The sequence below is a fragment of the Phenylobacterium sp. CCH9-H3 genome, assembly GCF_001557235.1.
Taxonomy (GTDB): Bacteria; Pseudomonadota; Alphaproteobacteria; order Caulobacterales; family Caulobacteraceae; genus Phenylobacterium.
The window spans coordinates 1-14,618 of record NZ_LSJI01000044.1; the positions used below are offsets into that span (position 1 = coordinate 1).

The following is a 14,618-nucleotide window of genomic DNA, read 5'->3' on the forward strand; positions in this document are numbered from 1 at the left end:
ACCGGGCCAAGGACATGCTGATCCGCGGCGGCGAGAACATCTACTGCGTCGAGGTGGAGAACGTTCTCTACGACCACCCGGACGTGATGGACGCCGCCCTGGTGGGCATCCCGCACAAGACCCTGGGCGAGGAGCCGGCCGCGGTGGTCCACCTGAAGCCCGGCGGCGCGGCCACCGAGGCCGAGCTGCGCCAGTTCGTCCGCGGGCGGCTGGCGGCGTTCAAGGTCCCGGTGAAGATCGCCTTCTGGCCCGAGACCCTGCCCCGCAACGCCAACGGCAAGATCCTGAAGACCGAGCTGAAGAAGGTGTTCGCGAAGGAAGAGGCCTGATCTCCTCACCCCTCGAAAAACCTTCGTCATCCCCGGCTTGTCCGGGGATGAGGGTCAGAGGGAGTCGGGAGGAAGGTCTCCCAGCGCCACCTCCAGGAACCGCGCCAGCGTCGGCGTCGTATCGGTCGTGCGCCAGGCGACGCCGGTCTCCAGGGCCGGGGGCTCGCCCGCGAGGTCCAGGTAGCGGACACCCGTGCGGGCGAGGTTGCGCAGCGAGATGGGCGCGAGCGCCACGCCCAGGCCGGCCGACACCAGGCTGATGATCGTCTGCATCTGGATCGCCTCCTGCACGACGCGGGCGGTCCCGCCATGGGCGGCGTAGTAGCCGGTAACCAGGTCGTGGAAGGCCGGCGCCACCCGGCGTGGAAAGATGATCAACGGCGCCGCGATCAACTGCTGCGGGGCCAGCCGGCCGTCCTCGGCGACGATCCGGCCCTCGGCGATCCAACTCTCGGGCGCGGCGACCACCAACGGCTCCAGGGTCAGTCGCCGATAGCTGAGGCCGGGCGGCAGGGCCGCGCCGGTGGGCGGGATGACAATGCCGGCATGGCCGCGGCCCTCTCCGATGGCGGCGAACTGCACGTCGCTGGTGGCCTCGGTGAGCGCGATCTCCACCTCGGGGTAGAGGGTGGAATAGCGCCGGACGATGGCGGGCAGGACGCTGTAGTCGGCGGTGCTCACGAACGACACCTCAAGGCGCCCAACCTCGCCGTCGCGCAGGCGTCTCGCGATGTGGGGCAGCTCCGAAAAGCCTGCCAGCGCCGCCCGCGCCGGCTGCAGCCAGCGCTCGCCGAACGGCGTCAGCGCCACGCTGCGCTTGGTGCGCACGAAGAGGGCCGCGCCCAGCTCGCGCTCCAGCGCCTGGATCGACTGGCTGAGCGGCGGCTGGGTCATGCCCAGGCGTTCGGCGGCGCGCCCGAAGTGCAGCGTCTCGGCGACCGTCGTGAAGTGACGCAGCTGGCGGACATCCATACTCATATGTGGCACGACCTAGTCGCAGGCCAAAAATATATTTGGCCAGCAGACATCCGCGCTTTATCGCCCTTCGGACCTAACCGGAGGCCTGCCATGCCCGACCTGCGCTCCCGCACGTCAACCCACGGCCGCAACATGGCCGGCGCCCGCGGCCTCTGGCGCGCGACGGGGATGAAGGACTCCGACTTCGGCAAGCCGATCATCGCGGTGGTGAACTCGTTCACGCAGTTCGTGCCGGGCCACGTCCATCTGAAGGACCTGGGCCAGCTGGTGGCGCGCGAGATCGAGGCGGCCGGAGCGGTGGCCAAGGAATTCAACACCATCGCCGTCGACGACGGGATCGCCATGGGCCACGACGGGATGCTCTACAGCCTGCCGTCGCGAGAGCTGATCGCCGACAGCGTCGAGTACATGGTCAACGCGCATTGCGCCGACGCCATGGTCTGCATCTCCAACTGCGACAAGATCACGCCGGGCATGCTGATGGCGGCGCTCAGGGTGAACATCCCCGTGGTGTTCGTCTCGGGCGGGCCCATGGAAGCCGGCAAGGTCGTCAAGGCCGGCAAGACCACCAAGCTCGACCTGATCGACGCCATGATCGCCGCCGGCGACGACAAGGTCTCGGACGAGGACGTCCAGGCCATCGAGCGCGCGGCCTGCCCCACCTGCGGCTCATGCTCGGGCATGTTCACCGCCAACTCGATGAACTGCCTGACCGAGGCGCTTGGCCTGTCGCTGCCGGGCAACGGCTCGGTGCTGGCCACTCACGCTGATCGCGAGGCCCTGTTCCGCCGCGCAGGCCGCCTGTGCGTCGAGATCACCAAGCGCTACTACCAGGAGGGCGACGCCTCGGTGCTGCCGCGCGCGGTCGCCAGCTTCAAGGCGTTCGAGAACGCCATGAGCCTGGACATCGCCATGGGCGGCTCGACCAACACGGTGCTGCATCTGCTGGCCGCTGCACACGAAGCCAAGGTGGACTTCACCATGGCCGACATCGACCGGCTGTCGCGCCGGACGCCGTGCCTGAGCAAGGTGGCGCCGGCCAAGTCGGACGTGCACATGGAGGACGTCCACCGCGCCGGCGGCGTCATGGCGATCCTGGCCGAACTGGACCGCGGCGGCCTGATCCACCGCGACACGACCACGGTGCACACGCCGACCCTGGGCGAGGCGCTGGATACCTGGGACATCCGCCGGACGAACGACGACGCCGTGCGCGCCTTCTTCCGCGCCGCGCCGGGCGGGACGCCGACGCAGGTCGCGTTCAGCCAGTCCGAGCGCTGGGACAGCCTGGACGAGGACCGGACGGGCGGTGTCATCCGCGACATCGAACACGCCTTCTCCAAAGACGGCGGCCTGGCGGTGCTGAAGGGCAACCTGGCTCCGGACGGCTGCATCGTGAAGACCGCCGGCGTCGACGAGAGCATCCTGAAGTTCGCGGGGACGGCGCGCGTCTATGAGAGCCAGGACGCGGCGGTCAGCGGGATCCTGACGGGCCAGGTGAAGGCCGGTGACGTGGTGGTGATCCGCTACGAGGGGCCGCGCGGCGGCCCGGGGATGCAGGAGATGCTGTACCCGACCAGCTACCTGAAATCGAAGGGCCTCGGGAAAGCCTGCGCCCTGATCACCGACGGGCGCTTCTCGGGCGGCACCTCGGGCCTCTCCATCGGCCACGTCTCGCCCGAGGCGGCCGAGGGCGGGCTGATCGCCCTGGTCGAGGACGGCGACGGCATCGAGATCGACATCCCCTCGCGTTCCATCGTGCTGAAGGTGGCCGACAGCGTCCTGGCCGAGCGCCGCGCCGCCCAGCTGGCTCGCGGCGCCAAGGCCTGGACCCCGGCCATCGACCGGGTCCGCCGCGTCTCGACCGCGCTTCGGGCCTACGCCGCCTTCGCCACCAGCGCTTCGCGCGGCGCCGTGCGCGACCTGGACGCGGCGCCCCGCGTCGTCGTGGCGCGGGCGGCCGAAGAGGCTTGAGCGGCCGTCCGTGGGCGCCGCAGCCGCTGTCTCGTTCAACCACGAACCTCGCCCACGGACTTGCGGCCTGAACCGCCTCGCAAGGCGCCATCGCATTCGGGTGGTTCGTGTGGTTGATGGTCAATCTGAACGTCGCTGACGCGCCAAGGCCACTCGTGGGTCGGAGCGCGGCCCATCTCCCGCTGCGGGAACTGGCGTTCCGGAGGCGGGCGTCCTAGAGGTCTAGCATGAGCAAACGCCCCCTCATCGTCGGGATCGGCGGGACCATCCGCGAGGGGTCTTCCAGCGAGCGGGCGCTGCTTTGCGCCCTGAGGGCCGCCGAGGCGCGCGGGGCGGAGACGCGCCTGCTGGGCGGCGCCTTCCTGGGCGCCCTGCCGATCTTCGACCCCCGCCCGTCCGACATCACGGCCGTCCAGCTCGAGCTGGCGGAGGCGGTCCGCGCCGCCGATGGGGTGATCGTCGCCAGCCCCGGCTACCACGGCTCGATCTCGGGGGTGATCAAGAACGCCCTCGACACGCTGGAGCTCACCCGCAACGACCCGCAGCCCTACCTGTCGCAGAAGCCGGTGGGGACGATCATCACCGCCGACGGCTGGCAGGCCGCAGGCACGACCTTGATGGCGCTGCGGGCGATCATACATGCCCTTAGGGGCTGGCCGACGCCGTTCGGCGCGGCCCTCAACGCCGGCGCCGCGCTGTTCGACGAGGCCGGCGACTGCATGGACCAGAAGGACGCCTGGCAGCTCGCGACCGTCGCCGAACAGGTCGTGGAGTTCGCCCAGATGAAGGCCGCAATCCGATGAAACGCCCCTACCTCGTTCCGCCGTCCGGAGAGTCCGACAACGTGTCCGGCGCCATCAGCCCGATCGAGGACATCATCGAGGACGCCCGCAACGGGCGGCCTTACATCCTGGTCGACGCGGAGGACCGGGAGAACGAGGGCGACGTGATCATCCCGGCGCAGTTCGCGACGCCCGACCAGATCAACTTCATGGCCAAGCACGCCCGCGGCCTGATCTGCCTGTCGATCACCGCCGAGCGCGCGCGCCAGCTGCGCCTGCCGCCCATGGCCACGGACAACCAGTCCGGCCACGGCACCGCCTTCACCGTCTCCATCGAGGCGCGGGAGGGCGTGACGACGGGTATCTCGGCGCACGACCGGGCCCACACCATCGCCGTCGCCGTCGACCCCACCAAGAGCGTCGACGACGTGGTCTCGCCGGGCCACGTGTTCCCGCTGGTGGCCAAGGACGGCGGCGTCCTGGTCCGCGCCGGCCACACCGAGGCGGCGGTCGACATCAGCCGCATGGCCGGCCTGAACCCCGCCGGGGTCATCTGCGAGATCATGAAGGACGACGGGTCCATGGCCCGCCTTCCGGACCTGGTGGCGTTCGCCCAGCTGCACGGGCTGAAGATCGGCACGATCGCCGACCTGATCGCCTACCGCCGCCGCACCGAGCGCCAGGTGGAACGGGTGCTGGAGGCGCCGTTCGACAGCGCCTACGGCGGCCGCTTCCGCATGATCATCTACCGCAACTCGATCGACCAGACCGAGCACGTGGTCCTGACCAAGGGCCGGATCGAACCGGACAAGCCGACCCTCGTGCGCATGCACCGCGTGGACCTCGCCGCCGACATGCTGGGCGCCGTGGAGGCGCGCCGCGACTACGTGCCCAAGGCGCTGAACGCGCTGTCGGCCTGCGAAGGCGCCGCGGTGGCCGTGTTCATCCGCGACTCCAATCCGCACTGGCTCAGCGAACGGTACGGCCAGCCGCAGGCCGATCATGCGGGGAACATCATCCGCGACTACGGCATCGGGGCGCAGATCCTGCTGGATCTGGGCGTCCGCGACATGACGCTGCTGACCTCGTCCCAGACCGTCCTGCCCGCCTCGGCCGGCTACGGCCTCAAGATCGTCGGCCGCCAGCCCCTGAGCTAGCAACCGCCGCGCGGCCTTCCGCATTCGGGGGCCATGAGCGAGCTGCGCATCGGGTGTTCCGGCTGGACCTACAAGGACTGGCGCGGTCCCTTCTATCCGCCGGAGGTGAAGGACCGCGCGCGGCTGGAATATTACGCCACCCGCTTCGACACGGCCGAGATCAACGCCAGCTTCTACCGCCTCCCGTCCGAGGCGATGGTGCAGGGCTGGGCCGAACGGTCGCCGCCGGGCTTCCTGTTCGCCTGGAAGGTCAGCCGCTTCATCACCCACAACAAGAAGCTGAACGACTGCGCCGATCCGGTCGCGCTTGTCTTCGGCCGCATGGCGCCTCTGGGCGAAAAGCTCGGGCCCTCGCTGATCCAGCTTCCGCCGCAACTCCGCCGCGACGACGCGCGGCTCGCGGCCTTCCTCAAGCTGTTGCCCGCAGGCCGCCATGCCGTCGAGTTCCGGCACCCGTCCTGGTACGAACCGGCGGTGATGTCCCTGCTCGGCGACTTCGACGTCTCGCTCTGCCTGTCGGACCATCACCACGCGCCGGCGCCCTGGGAGCGGACGGCGAGTTGGGTCTATGTGCGCGGTCACGGCCCGGGCGGGCGGTACAGGAACCGTTACCCTGCGGCCGAGCTCGAGCAATGGTCGGCGAGGATCCGGGACTGGCGGCTCGAGGATCGGGACGTCTACGCCTATTTCGACAACGACATCGGGTGCGCCGCCCCCCAGGACGCCATGGCGCTCAAGCGCCTTACCAACGCCTAGCCGATCTGCGAAAACTGCCGCACGCTGCGGCGAAGCCACCCTGCGCTGCGCTGCGTACACTCTCTGCGCGCAAACGCCGCGAAGGGTCCGCATTGTGCGGATTCACCCATTCCCTTAAACAAATGAAGGGGATGGTCTGGATAGAGTGCGAGTATGCCCACGGACGCCTCCCCCCTCTCCGCCGAAGACCCGTCGCTGCAAAGCCGGCCGTTCGCCGCCGCCGATGGCGGAGCCTGCAGCTGTCCGCTCTGCACGGGGCTTGCGGTGGTGTCCGAGACCGACGTCGCGGATGGCCTGTCCTACCTGAACGCTGATGCCCGCGCGGGCGCCGTGGTGAACGGCAAGGAGAGCTACACCATCGATCGGGCGGGCCTGCAGCTTACCGGGTTCGATCCGGTGACCATGGCGGCCTACCCGGGCTGGGGCGGGGTCGCCGGCCGCGCGTTCACCGTGACCTACGCCTTCCGGGCCAGCGAGCCCACGACCATGCCGGGCGACACCGAGGGCTTCCAGCGCTTCAACGCCCAGCAGATCTACCAGGCCGAGCAGGCCATGCAGGCCTGGGCCGACGTGGCCAACATCCGGTTCGTGCGCGTGGGCATCGGAAACTCGGGAGAGGCGGCCTATTCCAACGACGCCGCGATCCTGTTCGGCAACTACAGCTCGGGTGAGAGCGGCTCTGCGGCGTTCGCCAACTATCCGGGCAGCACCAGCTCCAGCAGCGCCGCCGGCGACGTCTGGATCAACATCAACGCGGGCACCAACAGCCTGCCCAGCATGGGCAACTACGGCGCCCAGGTCCTGATCCACGAGATCGGCCATGCCATCGGCCTGGCCCACCCGGGGGACTACAACGCCGGCGACGACAGCGGGCCGATCACCTACGCCAATTCGGCCGAGTACTACGAGGACAGCCGTCAGTACACGGTGATGAGCTACTTCTCGGAGAGCAACACCGGCGCCAGCTACGGCGGCCGCTACGCCGCCGCGCCGCAGCTCGACGACATACGCGCCGCTCAGATCGAATACGGCGCGAACATGAGCACCCGGACGGGCGACACCGTCTATGGCTTCAATTCCAACGCCGGCCGCGACTGGTTCGTGGCGACCAACAGCTCCAGCCGGGTGATCTTCGCGGTCTGGGACGCGGGCGGCCGCGACACCTTCGACTTCTCCGGCTATTCGCAGAACCAGCTCATCGAGCTGCGCGAGGGCTTCTTCTCCAATGTCGGCGGCCTTGTGGGCAATGTGGCCGTGGCCCAGGGCGCGCAGATCGAGAACGCCATCGGCGGCTTCGGGAGCGACACCATCACCGGAAATGCGCTCGCCAACAGCCTGGTCGGCGGCGCCGGATTCGACAGCATCTTCGGCGGCGCCGGCGCGGACACCATCGATGGGGGCGCGGGGACCAGCTACCTGAGGGGCGAGGACGGGAACGATTCCATCGTCGGGGGGTCGGCCTTCGACGACATCCACGGCAACGTCGGCGACGACACCGGCCGGGGCGGCGCGGGCGACGACTACGTCGTGGGCGGCAAGGACAACGATCTGCTGTTCGGCGACGACGGCGCGGACCTCGTCTACGGCAACCTCGGCGCGGACACCTGCGAGGGTGGGGCCGGGAACGATATCGTGCGGGGCGGCCAGGAGAACGACTCCATTTCCGGCGGCGCGGGCGACGACTTCATGTCTGGCGACAAGGGCTCGGACACGATCTCGGGCGGCGCGGGGGCCGACGTCTTCCACATCTCGTCCGGCGCAGGCCTCGACCGGGTGCTGGACTTCAGCGCGGCGGAGGGCGACCGCGTGCACCTGGATCCTGGCGCGACGTACAGCGTGGCCCAGGTGGGGGCGGACACGGTCGTCACCCTGGCCTCGTCCAGCGACCAGATCATCCTGGTCGGCGTGCAGGCGAGCACGCTGACGCCGGGTTGGATCTTCGGGGCCTGATCTAGAATCTCGTTTTCAGGCCGGCGTAACCGGCCTATATGAAATCCCTCACCGCCCGGCCGAAAGGCCGGGCGCCTTCGTTTCTGGAATTCGCCCTCAAAGGCAAAAGCGATGACGCAAATTCTCATGCCCAAGGCGACCGCCGTGTGGCTGGTCGACAACACTTCGCTGACCTTCGATCAGATCGCCGACTTCTGCGAACTGCATCCGCTCGAAGTGAAGGGCATCGCCGACGGCGAGGTGGCCCGCGACATCCGCGGCGCCGACCCGATCGCCAACGGCCAGCTCAGCCGCGACGAGCTGGATGCGGCCGAGAAGAACGAAAAATACCGGATGAAGCCGCAGAAGAGCCGCCACGCCGAGCTCCTGAAGCCGGTGAAGAAGGCGCCGCGGTACACGCCGGTCTCGCGCCGCCAGGATCGCCCGGACGCCATCGCCTGGTTCATCCGCAACCACCCGGAAGTGCCCGACAGCCAGGTCGCCCGCCTGCTCGGCACGACCAAGGCCACCATCGACCAGGTGCGCAACCGCCAGCACTGGAACTCGGCCAACATCAAGCCGGTCGATCCCGTCACGCTGGGTCTGGCCACCCAACTCGAGCTGGACGCGGTGGTGAAGAAGGCGGCGGACAAGAAGGCCAAGGACGACGCCCGCCGCGGCATCGTCGAGCCGGAAGGCGCCACCCTGCGCCCGGCGTCCGACGTCGACCTGATCGACGACGAGCCGGAGGTCGAACGCGAGACCGATCTCGCCAACGTCTTCGCCAGCCGGCCGGAGCTGGACGAGGACGACGAGGACTAGGCTTGAAGCTGTCCCTCCCCTTCATGGGGAGGGTGGCTGAAGCGAAGCGACAGCCGGGTGGGGAAGTCACGACCAAGCTCAGCGTGTGGTCGCCTATCCCCCACCCTGACGGCTTCGCCGTCTGTCCCTCCCCACAAGGGGGAGGGAAGATTCAGTGCAGCTGGCCGCGGAGAGTTTCGATCTCTTCCTTCAGCCTGAGCTTCTGTCGCTTGAGTTCCTTGAGTCTGACATCGTCGGCGTAGGGCCTGCGCATCTCGTCCTGGATCGCTTGTTCCAGGGACTGGTGGCGGGATCCGAGTTCACGGATCCGGGCATCTAGCGCCATGGCGAAGAGCCTCCTCTCAGTTCGACGGCCCTAGAGTGAACACCCGCTTCCCGCGGCTGTCAGATCACATATGTTTGCAGTCGCGCGGACGAACCGCGAACGTGCGACGGTTGTTGAGGGACCCCCGCAGATGAAGGGCGACAAGCCGCGGCTGATCGTGGGGATTTCCGGCGCGTCGGGCGTCGCCTACGGCCTGCGGGCGCTGGACGCCTGCCGCGACCTGGGCATCGAAACGCATCTGGTGATGAGCCGCTCGTCGGCGCTGACCCTGGCCCAGGAGACCGAGCTGTCGCCGGCCGACGTGCAGGCCCGCGCCGATGTGGTCCACAAGGCCGGGGACGTCGGGGCCGCCATCGCCTCCGGCTCGTTCCAGACCCTGGGGATGATCGTGGCCCCATGCTCGGTCCGCACCATGAGCGAGGTGGCGACCGGCGTGACCTCGTCCCTGTTGAGCCGGGCCGCGGACGTGACGCTGAAGGAGCGGCGGCCCCTGGTGCTGATGGTGCGCGAGACGCCGCTGCACCTGGGCCATCTGCGCACCATGGTGCGGCTGGCGGAGATGGGGGCGGTGATCGCGCCGCCGCTGCCGGCCTTCTACGCCAGGCCCAAGAGTCTGGAAGAGATGGTCGACCAGTCGGTGGGCCGGGCGCTGGACCTGTTCGGCCTGGACTGGAAACCGGTGAAACGCTGGGGCGAGGACATCGCCACCATCCGCGGCAGGGACGATTGAGCATGGCCATCTGGGCCTGGGCGCTGGAGGCCTATGCGCGGCCGGGCGTGCCAGAGGCGTGCCTGCGGCTGCAGGACGAATACGGCCAGAACACCTCCCTGCTGCTGTGGGCCGTTCGCGCCGAGGCCAAGGATCCCGAACTGCTGGCGCGGGCGGCGGCGTGCGCCCGCGCGTGGGACCGCGCGGCGTTGGTTCCGCTGCGCGAGGTGCGCCGCGGGCTGAAGGCGCCGTTGCCGCCCGTGGGCGACGAGGCGCGCCTGGCGTTCCGGGAGGAGGTCAAGGCGCTGGAACTGGCGGCCGAGCGCCTGCTGCTGGAGACCCTGGACGGTCTGTCGCACGGCGGCGGGGGCGCCCATGCGCTCGAAGCTCTGGAAGCGGCGTCCAAGGCGTGGGACAAGCCCGCGCCCGCAGGCGCCCTGGCTGAACTGGCCGCCGCCCTGGGGTAGAGTGTCGGGGCCGATGATCGATTATTCCAACTTCACCGACGAGGCCCTGGAGGCCCGGCTCGCCGAGGTGCGTCAGGACCACGCCGACCTGGACGCCGCCATCCAGGCGCTCAGCAACACCACCGTGCCCGACCTGATCGTCATCGGCCGGCTGAAGCGCAAGAAGCTGGCGCTGAAGGACGAGATCGCCAGGATCGAGGACTTCCTCAACCCCGACATCATCGCCTGACGTCAGCCGGCCTTGCGCTGGCGCTTGGCGTCGAACATGGCCGCGTCCGCCTGGGCGATGAGCGATTCCGGGTCGATCTCCGGCCCGATCTCGCGGACGCCATAGCTCACCCGCAGCCGGGCCTCAGCGGCGCCGGGCAGGCGAAGATCCTGTTCGATGGCATGGGCGAGGGCGCCGGCGCGCGCCTCCGCGGCGGCCTGGTCCGCGGGCATCAGCACCACCGCGAACTCGTCGCCCCCCATCCGGCCCACCACGTCGCTCTCGCGCACATTGGCCACCAACCGCTCGGCCACCGCATGCAGGGCCGCGTCGCCGGCCGAATGACCCAGACGATCATTCAGCGCCTTGAACCCGTCGAGATCGAAATAGACCAGGCTCAGCGGAAAACCATGGCGCTGGGCGAACGTCCGGGCGCGGCCCAGCTCGCGCAGGAAGGCGCGGCGGTTCAGGAGCGGGGTCAGGGGGTCGCGGTCGGCCAGCCCCTCGGCCTCCTCGAGCCGCGCCTTCAGCCGGTCGACCTCGGCCTTCAACTCGTCGAGCTCGCCCAGCAGGCTCTGGATCGCAGCCTGGACCGCCGGTGTCATCTCGGCGCGCGTGACGCCCATGAAGGTGGCGCGATCGGTTCGTTGGGGCGCGGCCGGTCCGCCGGCCGGTGCGGGCGCGCCGCCGCCGCGGCGCGTGGCCGCCATGGGTTCGCTGCGAGCGCCGCCGACCTTCATCGTCATCCCCGAATGGTTAACGCCATTCGACGTCACCGCGGTTAAGGGATTCTAACCGTCGCGAGTTGTGCAGGCAAAGGCGGCGCCTATACTCCGCCGCCTTTCGGGGACGCCTTGGGATTCCACGCATTATGAGCGCGCCTGTCGCCATCATCATGGGCAGCCGGTCGGACTGGCCCGTGCTGCGCCACGCCGCCGAGATGCTGGAGGGGCTGGGCGTCGCCTACGAGGCCCGGGTGGTCTCGGCTCACCGCACGCCCCAGCGGATGTACGACTTCGCCCGCGGGGCCAAGGCCGAAGGCTTCAAGGTGATCATCGCCGGCGCCGGCGGCGCGGCGCACCTGCCCGGAATGACCGCCTCTTTGACCGACCTGCCCGTGTTGGGCGTTCCTGTGGAGTCGAAGGCGCTGAAGGGCATGGACAGCCTGCTGTCCATCGTCCAGATGCCCGGCGGCATTCCCGTGGGGACGCTGGCCATCGGTGAGGCGGGCGCCAAGAACGCCGGCCTGCTGGCGGCCAGGATCCTGGCCCTGTCGGACGCCGACCTGGCGAACCGCGTCAGCGCCTTCGCCGAACAACAGACCGCGAGCGTTTCCGAGGCGGTCGAGTAGAGCAGAGACAGATGGCCACGCTTCCGCTTCCCCCCGGCTCCACCCTCGGCATCCTGGGGGGCGGGCAGCTCGGCCGCATGCTGGCGCTGGCCGCGGCGCGCCTGGGCTTCGACGTGGCCGTGCTGGAGCGCGACGCCGACAGCCCCGCCGGCCGGGTGGCGGCCCATACGATCGTCGGCGCCTACGACGATCCGGCGGCGCTCGAGCAACTGGCGGCGCTGGCCCAGGTGGTGACGTTCGAGTTCGAGAACGTGCCCGCCGACTCGGTGCTCAAGCTCCAGTCCCTGGGCGTGGAGGTGGCGCCCGGGCCCGAAGCCCTGGCCGTGGCCCAGGACCGCATCGCCGAGAAGCAGTTCCTCAACGCCAGCGGCGCGCCGACCGTGGCGTTCTCGTCCGCCGACACGGCGGAGGAGGCCGTGGCCGCCACCGCCGCCATGGGCGCGCCGGTGCTGATGAAGACCCGCCGCGAAGGCTACGACGGCAAGGGGCAGCGTTGGGTCGAGCACGCCGCGGACGCCGCCGCCGCCTTCACCGAACTGGGCGGGGTTCCAGTCATCCTGGAGGCGCCGGCCGACTTCGTCCGCGAGCTGTCGATCATCGCCGCGCGGGGGCGCGACGGCGCGACGGCGGTCTATCCCCTGGCCGAGAACCATCACGAGGGCGGCATCCTGCGCCGCAGCCTGGCGCCCGCCCAGGTGAGCGAAGACCTGGCCTTCCAGGCCGAGAAGATCGCCGCCCGCATCCTCAAGGGCCTGAACTACGTCGGCGTGGTGGGGATCGAGCTGTTCGAGCTGAAGGACGGCACGCTGCTGGTCAACGAGATCGCGCCGCGGGTGCACAACACCGGACACTGGACCCAGGACGGCTGCGCGGCGGACCAGTTCGAGCAGCACATCCGCGCCGTGGCCGGCTGGCCCCTGGCGCCCACCGTCCCGCATGCCCGCGTCGAGATGCTGAACCTGCTGGGCGACGAGGCCGACGCGTGGAGCAAGCTGGCCCACGAGCCGGACACCCGCATCCACCTCTACGGCAAGCGCGATCCGAAGCCCGGCCGCAAGATGGGCCACGTGAACAAGCTCAAGGCGCTGTGAGCCGTCCCTCCCTTGAAGGGGAGGGATGAGATGTAAGGTTGACCTTACACGTGCTCCATGTCAGGTTGACCTGACATTCAAGGAGCGCGCCGTCATGGCCATGGACATCGCCCACCGCCGCTACGTGACCCGGACCATCGCCTTCATGGTCCCGTACGTGGCCATCAACGTCGCGGCGATAGGCGGCGCATTCGACGATCGCAGCGCGCCGGGGTCCTGGCTGTTGGGTCTCGCCGTGGCGGCTCCGGTGGTGGGCCAGCTCTGGGCGACGCTGGCTCTGATGCACGACGCGGACGAGTTCGTCCGGGCCTTGACCGCCAAGCGGTTCATCCTGGCCTCGGGCGCGGCAATGGCGATCTTCACCGCCTGGGGGTTCGTGGAAGAGTACGCCCGCGCGCCGCACGTGCCGGGCTATGCGATCTACATGCTCTTCTGGCTCTGCTACGGCCTGATCTCGCCCTTCGTGCGGACCACCCGGTGAGGAACCGGCTGAAGGAGCTGCGGGCCGCCCGGGGCTGGACCCAGGCCGACCTCGGCGACCGGCTGGGCGTCTCGCGCCAGGCGATCATCGCCATCGAGAGCGACAAGCACGACCCCTCGCTGGACCTGGCCTACAGGATCGCGGCGCTGTTCGGCGAGCCGGTGGAGGCGATCTTCGCCAACCCTCACGCCTGAGGCGGCGCGCTCCCGTACCGAGCCCGGGCGAGGGTCTCGGCGGCCTGGTTCAGCCAGCGGCTGGGGCGGAACGTGGTGGTCGCCTTCCACTTTTCGAAGCGCATGACGTCGTCGATGCGGCGGTCGACGAATTCGAGCGCGGCCTTCCGGCCGGCCGTCATGCGGATGGTCATGGCGCCGGTCAGGATTCCCGCCAGGATCGCGCGCTTGGAATAGTGGTTCTCGTCCGTGGCCTCGTCGCCGGCCCAGCGCCAGAGGACATCGGCGCTCTCCCAGGCCAGGCGCGAGCCCAAGGCCAGGTTCTGCGGCAGGGCCAGGAAGCCCATCCAGCGGCGCAGGGCCGGCTCGTCCTGGGCCGAGGCGTCGAGGCGCGCCTCCACGGCCCGGCGGATCCGCTCGCGGATCTTCAGGTTCGAGGGATGCACTTCGGCCAGGGTCCCCAGGGCGCGGGCGTCGTGCCGGCGCGACAGCAGGGCGGCGAGGTCGGCCGGCCCGTGCGGGATCAGGAGTTCGGTCTCACCGGCCGACATGCCCTGCGCCTTGCCGGCGAGTACGGCGGTGCGCCGTGTCCAGCCGTGGACGGGCGCCAGTTTCAGCGTTTCGTCGAGGAGCGCCTGTTCGGCGGCTGCGGCCCAGTCCTGTGCGGCGGTGGTCATGGTTGCTTTGTAAGGCGAACGCGTGGACATCGCATCCGCCTTCTGCTAATTGCCCGCGCTCAAACCCGAAGGGTCACACCTTCGGGCGATCCATTTTTGCACGCTCGCCGCCTTTTGCCGGTCGAGGCGGGCGGCTAGCGTTACGCAGGAGAGGTTCCTCTGGTTCAGATTTTCGTCCGCGACAACAACGTCGATCAGGCCCTGAAGGCGCTGAAGAAGAAGATGCAGCGCGAAGGCTCGTTCCGCGAAATGAAGCGGCACGTCCACTACGAGAAGCCCTCGGAAAAGCGCGCCCGCCAGAAGGCGGAAGCCGTGCGCCGCGCCCGCAAGCTGGCCCGCAAGCGCGCCCAACGCGAAGGCCTGATCGCCGCGCCGAAGAAGCCGACGCGCTGATTTGATCCAGGTCTAA

The 14,618-nt window shown here is 69.4% G+C and carries 18 protein-coding genes and 1 pseudogene; 15 read left to right on the forward strand and 4 right to left on the reverse strand.

Features of this window, described 5'->3' with window-relative positions; translation table 11 throughout:
- Positions 1-329, forward strand: a pseudogene (locus tag AX721_RS03415) (long-chain fatty acid--CoA ligase); the annotation flags it as partial.
- A gap of 54 nt (positions 330-383) precedes the next feature.
- Here AX721_RS03415 and AX721_RS03420 read toward each other — a convergent pair.
- Positions 384-1,307, reverse strand: coding sequence for a LysR family transcriptional regulator (locus tag AX721_RS03420; protein WP_304440577.1), 924 nt, complete (start codon positions 1,305-1,307; stop codon positions 384-386).
- A gap of 90 nt (positions 1,308-1,397) precedes the next feature.
- On the opposite strand from AX721_RS03420, the gene ilvD reads away from it, so the two are divergent.
- The 6 genes from ilvD to AX721_RS03450 all read left to right on the forward strand — a co-directional run bounded on the left by ilvD (position 1,398) and on the right by AX721_RS03450 (position 8,727).
- Positions 1,398-3,281, forward strand: coding sequence for a dihydroxy-acid dehydratase (gene ilvD, locus AX721_RS03425; RefSeq protein WP_068874630.1), 1,884 nt, complete (start codon positions 1,398-1,400; stop codon positions 3,279-3,281).
- A gap of 227 nt (positions 3,282-3,508) precedes the next feature.
- Positions 3,509-4,084, forward strand: coding sequence for an NADPH-dependent FMN reductase (locus tag AX721_RS03430; protein ID WP_068874631.1), 576 nt, complete (start codon positions 3,509-3,511; stop codon positions 4,082-4,084).
- Positions 4,081-5,220, forward strand: a complete 1,140-nt coding sequence (gene ribB / locus AX721_RS03435) for a 3,4-dihydroxy-2-butanone-4-phosphate synthase (protein WP_068874632.1) — start codon at positions 4,081-4,083, stop codon at positions 5,218-5,220. The genes AX721_RS03430 and ribB overlap by 4 nt, the downstream gene beginning before the upstream one ends.
- Before the next feature lie 33 nt (positions 5,221-5,253).
- The gene (locus tag AX721_RS03440; RefSeq protein ID WP_068874633.1) at positions 5,254-5,976 is read left to right on the forward strand and encodes a DUF72 domain-containing protein; all 723 of its coding nucleotides are present in this window, start codon (positions 5,254-5,256) and stop codon (positions 5,974-5,976) included.
- A gap of 153 nt (positions 5,977-6,129) precedes the next feature.
- Positions 6,130-7,926, forward strand: a complete 1,797-nt coding sequence (locus AX721_RS28530) for a M10 family metallopeptidase C-terminal domain-containing protein (RefSeq protein ID WP_068874634.1) — start codon at positions 6,130-6,132, stop codon at positions 7,924-7,926.
- A gap of 111 nt (positions 7,927-8,037) precedes the next feature.
- The gene (locus tag AX721_RS03450) at positions 8,038-8,727 is read left to right on the forward strand and encodes a DUF1013 domain-containing protein (protein WP_068874635.1); all 690 of its coding nucleotides are present in this window, start codon (positions 8,038-8,040) and stop codon (positions 8,725-8,727) included.
- A 151-nt stretch (positions 8,728-8,878) separates the two neighbouring features.
- Here AX721_RS03450 and AX721_RS03455 read toward each other — a convergent pair whose 3' ends face one another.
- On the reverse strand, positions 8,879-9,052 hold the full coding sequence (locus AX721_RS03455; protein ID WP_068874636.1) for a YdcH family protein: 174 nt from the start codon (positions 9,050-9,052) through the stop codon (positions 8,879-8,881).
- A 130-nt stretch (positions 9,053-9,182) separates the two neighbouring features.
- On the opposite strand from AX721_RS03455, the gene AX721_RS03460 reads away from it, so the two are divergent.
- From AX721_RS03460 to AX721_RS03470, 3 genes are read left to right on the forward strand one after another with little or no spacing between them, the layout of a single operon-like run.
- On the forward strand, positions 9,183-9,782 hold the full coding sequence (locus AX721_RS03460) for a UbiX family flavin prenyltransferase (protein ID WP_068874637.1): 600 nt from the start codon (positions 9,183-9,185) through the stop codon (positions 9,780-9,782).
- A gap of 2 nt (positions 9,783-9,784) precedes the next feature.
- On the forward strand, positions 9,785-10,228 hold the full coding sequence (locus AX721_RS03465; RefSeq protein WP_068874638.1) for a TIGR02444 family protein: 444 nt from the start codon (positions 9,785-9,787) through the stop codon (positions 10,226-10,228).
- 13 nt (positions 10,229-10,241) lie between these two features.
- A complete protein-coding gene (locus tag AX721_RS03470; protein ID WP_068874639.1) occupies positions 10,242-10,457 on the forward strand; it encodes a YdcH family protein in 216 nt (71 codons plus the stop codon).
- A 2-nt stretch (positions 10,458-10,459) separates the two neighbouring features.
- Here the strand turns inward: AX721_RS03470 and AX721_RS03475 are convergent, their stop codons facing one another.
- A complete protein-coding gene (locus AX721_RS03475; protein ID WP_369796606.1) occupies positions 10,460-11,182 on the reverse strand; it encodes a GGDEF domain-containing protein in 723 nt (240 codons plus the stop codon).
- 125 nt (positions 11,183-11,307) lie between these two features.
- Here AX721_RS03475 and purE point away from each other — a divergent pair, with 125 nt between their 5' ends.
- The 4 genes from purE to AX721_RS03495 all read left to right on the forward strand — a co-directional run bounded on the left by purE (position 11,308) and on the right by AX721_RS03495 (position 13,553).
- The gene (gene purE / locus AX721_RS03480) at positions 11,308-11,787 is read left to right on the forward strand and encodes a 5-(carboxyamino)imidazole ribonucleotide mutase (protein ID WP_082765278.1); all 480 of its coding nucleotides are present in this window, start codon (positions 11,308-11,310) and stop codon (positions 11,785-11,787) included.
- Positions 11,788-11,798: 11 nt separating this feature from the next.
- The gene (locus AX721_RS03485) at positions 11,799-12,878 is read left to right on the forward strand and encodes a 5-(carboxyamino)imidazole ribonucleotide synthase (protein ID WP_068874640.1); all 1,080 of its coding nucleotides are present in this window, start codon (positions 11,799-11,801) and stop codon (positions 12,876-12,878) included.
- Positions 12,879-12,972: 94 nt separating this feature from the next.
- Complete coding sequence (locus tag AX721_RS03490; protein WP_068874641.1) at positions 12,973-13,359, forward strand: hypothetical protein; 387 nt, start codon at positions 12,973-12,975, stop codon at positions 13,357-13,359.
- Positions 13,356-13,553, forward strand: a complete 198-nt coding sequence (locus AX721_RS03495; RefSeq protein WP_068874642.1) for a helix-turn-helix transcriptional regulator — start codon at positions 13,356-13,358, stop codon at positions 13,551-13,553. Before AX721_RS03490 ends, AX721_RS03495 begins: the two co-directional genes overlap by 4 nt.
- Here the strand turns inward: AX721_RS03495 and AX721_RS03500 are convergent.
- Entirely contained in the window at positions 13,544-14,209 is a 666-nt protein-coding gene (locus AX721_RS03500) for a COQ9 family protein (protein WP_082765279.1), read from the reverse strand. The two genes, AX721_RS03495 and AX721_RS03500, sit on opposite strands and share 10 nt — an antisense overlap.
- A gap of 159 nt (positions 14,210-14,368) precedes the next feature.
- On the opposite strand from AX721_RS03500, the gene rpsU reads away from it, so the two are divergent.
- Positions 14,369-14,602 carry a 30S ribosomal protein S21 gene (rpsU, locus tag AX721_RS03505; protein ID WP_068874644.1) on the forward strand — a complete coding sequence of 78 codons (234 nt, stop codon included), beginning with the start codon at positions 14,369-14,371 and terminating at the stop codon, positions 14,600-14,602.
- Positions 14,603-14,618 lie beyond the last annotated feature (16 nt).